The 3,775-nt window shown below is 70.3% G+C and carries 3 protein-coding genes; all 3 read left to right on the forward strand.

Annotated elements, in window-relative coordinates:
- A partial coding sequence (locus tag ACOADB_RS27315) for an alkaline phosphatase PhoX (RefSeq protein WP_378606524.1) occupies positions 1-796 on the forward strand: 796 nt, incomplete at its 5' end.
- Between the two features lie 90 nt (positions 797-886).
- Entirely contained in the window at positions 887-2,356 is a 1,470-nt protein-coding gene (locus tag ACOADB_RS27320; RefSeq protein WP_378606527.1) for a pyridoxal phosphate-dependent decarboxylase family protein, read from the forward strand.
- The gene (locus ACOADB_RS27325) at positions 2,356-3,657 is read left to right on the forward strand and encodes a lysine N(6)-hydroxylase/L-ornithine N(5)-oxygenase family protein (RefSeq protein WP_378606530.1); all 1,302 of its coding nucleotides are present in this window, start codon (positions 2,356-2,358) and stop codon (positions 3,655-3,657) included. Before ACOADB_RS27320 ends, ACOADB_RS27325 begins: the two co-directional genes overlap by 1 nt.
- Positions 3,658-3,775: the final 118 nt, after the last annotated feature.

Raw genomic sequence — 3,775 nt, forward strand, 5'->3', positions numbered from 1 at the left:
CGCCCACGAGGCCTGCGCGATCGACAAGTCGCGTCGGCACGTGTTCCTGTCCGAGGACGCCTCCGGCCCGAACGGCCTGTTCTACCGCTGGACGGCGGAGCGTGGCCACCGGTTGAAGTCCGGCATCGCCGACGACCTGGCCGACGACGCCGGTGTCCTTGAGGCGATGCAGATCCTGATGCCCGACGGCTCCGTGCTCTCCGACGTCGCCTACCTGACCTCGGCCCAGCTCGGCCGGCCGTTCCCCGTGCGCTGGATCCCGGTGCCGGACCGCCACGCGAGGACCGTCTCCACCCGCAAGCAGTTCGCGCCCGGCGAGGTCACCCGCGGCAAGAAGTTCGAGGGCGTCTGGGGCACCGACGAGGGCGTGTACGTCGTGAACTCCTACGCCTTCTCCGACGGCGACCTGCCCGCCGATGCGGTGCCGCACGACGGCATGGTCTGGTTCTACGACTACGGCGCGGAGGCCATCCAGCTGGTCACCTACTTCCCGCACCAGGAGACCACCGAGACCGAGGGCACCCCGAAGTACGACGACCTCACCTTCGACGGCCCGGACAACGTCACCGTCACGCCGTGGGGCTCGCTGGTGCTCGCCGAGGACGGCGTCGGTGCATCGCACGTGCTGTCGGCGACGCCGTACGGCCCGGCCCAGGCGATCGCGCGCAACCAGCTCAACGACTCCGAGTTCACCGGCCCCGCGTTCTCCGAGGACGGCAAGGTCCTGTTCGTGAACATCCAGACGCCTGGCCTCACGCTGGCGATCACCGGGCCGTGGGAGAAGTACCTCGGCTGAGTGTGACGTGCTGCACCCGTCGCCGCGGTGACAAGATCTCCTGTGATCTGATTAGGTAAGGCTTACCTTCTCGGATCACAGGAGATCTCCGTGTCCCAGCTCCCCCTGCACCACCTGTTCCACCCTGCCCACGCCGACCACTACGCCGCGACCCTCGGCGCCGGCCTCGAGCACCTGCTCGGCCAGCTCCGCACGGTGGCCGGACCGTCGACGGGGACCCAGCCCGCCGACGCCGCCGCCCGCGTCGCCGCGGTCGACCTGGCCAGCCCGCTGACCGACGTCGGCGAGGTCCTCGCCGAGATGTCGCAGCTCTGGCTCGACGACGCCGTGTGGTTCCACGAGCCGACGTACGCCGCCCACCTCAACTGCCCGGTCGTCGTACCGGCGTTGCTGGCCGAGCTCTTCGTCGCCTCGGTCAACAGCTCGCTCGACACCTTCGACCAGAGCGTCGGTGGCACCTACATCGAGCGCCGGCTGATCGAGTGGACCGCCGAACGGATCGGCTTCGGTGCCGCGTCCGACGGCGTCTTCACCAGCGGCGGCAGCCAGTCCAACCTGCAGGGCCTGCTGCTCGCCCGCGGCCGGCACGAGCGGGTCCCGGCCGAGCGGCTGCGGATCCTCGCGTCCGCCGACAGCCACTTCTCGGTGCAGAAGTCCGCGCGCCTGCTCGGACTCGGCGACGAGGCCGTCGTCAGCGTGCCCACGGACTCGCGGCACCGGATGGACCCGGCTGCCCTCGAGCGTTCGCTCGCTGCGTGCACGGCGCTCGGGCTGCGCCCGATGGCGATCGTCGCGACGGCCGGCACCACCGACTTCGGAGCGATCGACCCGCTCCCGGCGATCGCGGACCTGGCGCTGGCGTACGACACCTGGCTCCACGTCGACGCGGCGTACGGCGGCGGCCTGCTGATCTCGCCGCGTCGTCGGTCGATGCTCGACGGCATCGACCGTGCCGACTCGGTGACCGTCGACTACCACAAGACGTTCTTCCAGCCGGTCTCCTCCAGCGCGATCATCGTCCGCGACCGGACCACCCTGTCGCCGGCGACCTGGCACGCCGACTACCTCAACCCGCGCGAGGCCACCGACCCCAACCAGGTCGACAAGAGCCTGCAGACCACGCGCCGGTTCGACGCCCTCAAGCTCTGGCTGACCCTGCGCACGATGGGACCCGAGCTGCTCGGTGGGTACGTCGACGCGGTCGTCGACCTGACCGCTGCCGTGTACGCCGTGCTGCGCGACGAGCCGGACCTGCAGTTCGCGGCCGCGCCCGAGCTCAGCACCCTCGTGTTCCGCTACGTCCCGCGCGACGTGGCGCTGGGCGAGGACGGCCTCGGTGCCCTCAACCGGGCGATCCGCGAGGCCCTCTACGACTCCGGCGCCGCCATGGTCGCGGCCACCCGCGTCGACGGCATCCAGTACCTCAAGGTCACCCTGCTCAACCCGATGGCGACCGCCGACGACATCGTCGGTGTGCTCGACCTGGTCCGCGCCACCGGCGCTCGGCTCGCGCCCGAGCACGTCGTCGAGCCTCCGCTGACTCCGGTGGAGGTCGCGTGATGAACCGCGTGCACGACTTCGTGGCGATCGGTCTCGGCCCGTTCAACCTCGGCCTGGCCTGCCTGACCGATCCGCTGCGGGAGTCGGACGGCCTGGACGGGGTGTTCCTCGAAGCCCGCGACGGGTTCGACTGGCACCCCGGCATGCTCCTCGACGACGCCACGCTGCAGGTGCCGTTCCTCGCCGACCTGGTCACGATGGCCGACCCCACGTCGCGCTGGACGTTCCTGAACTACCTGAAGCAGAGCGGCCACCTCTACTCGTTCTACATCCGCGAGAACTTCTACCCGCTCCGCCGCGAGTACGACGACTACTGCCGCTGGGCCGCCGAACGGCTCGACAGCGTCCGGTTCGGCCAGCGGGTCACGAACGTCGAGCACGACGGGACGTCATACGTCGTCCACAGCGGGAGCGGCGAGACGTTCCGGGCGCGCAGGCTGGTGCTCGGGATCGGTACGACGCCGCGGGTGCCCGACGCCCTCCGCCCGCTGGTCGGTGAACCCGGCGTCATCCACTCCGCCGACTACCTCGCCCACAAGGCCGCCCTGCAGCAGCAGGAGACGATCACGATCGTGGGCAGCGGCCAGAGCGCCGCGGAGATCTACCACGACCTGCTCTCCGAGGCGCCCGACCACGGCTACACGCTGACCTGGCTCACGCGCAGTCCGCGGTTCTTCCCGATGGAGTACACGAAGCTCACCCTCGAGATGACGTCGCCGGAGTACGGCGCCTACCACCGGTCGTTGCCGATGGAGACGCGCGACCGGCTGGCCCGCGAGCAGCGCCACCTGTTCAAGGGGATCAGCGCCGAGCTGGTCGACGCGATCTTCGACCTGCACTACCAGCAGCGGGTGACCGGCGCCGGTCCGCACACGACGCTCGTCACCAATACCGAGGTGCGCGGCGCCCGCCGCGACGGCGCCGTCAGCGAGCTCGACCTGCTGCACGTCGAGACCGGTGAGGAGTTCTCGCTCCGGACCGGGGGACTGGTGCTGGCGACCGGCTATGCGTCGACCGCGCCGTCCTTCCTCGACGGAGTCCGCGACCGGATCCGCCTCGACGAGCGCGGTCGGTACGACGTGGCGGCGGACTACTCCGTCGACGTCGCCGGTGGCGAGATCTTCGTGCAGAACGCCGAGGAGCACACCCACTCGCTGCTCGCCCCGGACCTCGGCATGGGGCCCTATCGCAACTCGGTGATCATCGCCGCGCTGCTCGGCCGCGAGGCCTATCCGATCGAGAAGCGGATCGCCGTCCAGACGTTCGGCGTCCCCGACCACCTGAGGAGCGCAGCCCGATGACGCACGACATCACCATCGAACCCCTCGACCTGTCCCGTGACCTCGAGCTGCTCCACGCCTGGGTCACGCACCCCCGCTCGGTCTACTGGATGATGCAGGACGCGTCCGTCGAGGACGT

The sequence above is a fragment of the Nocardioides sp. CPCC 206348 genome, assembly GCF_048654705.1.
Classification (GTDB): Bacteria; Actinomycetota; Actinomycetes; order Propionibacteriales; family Nocardioidaceae; genus Nocardioides.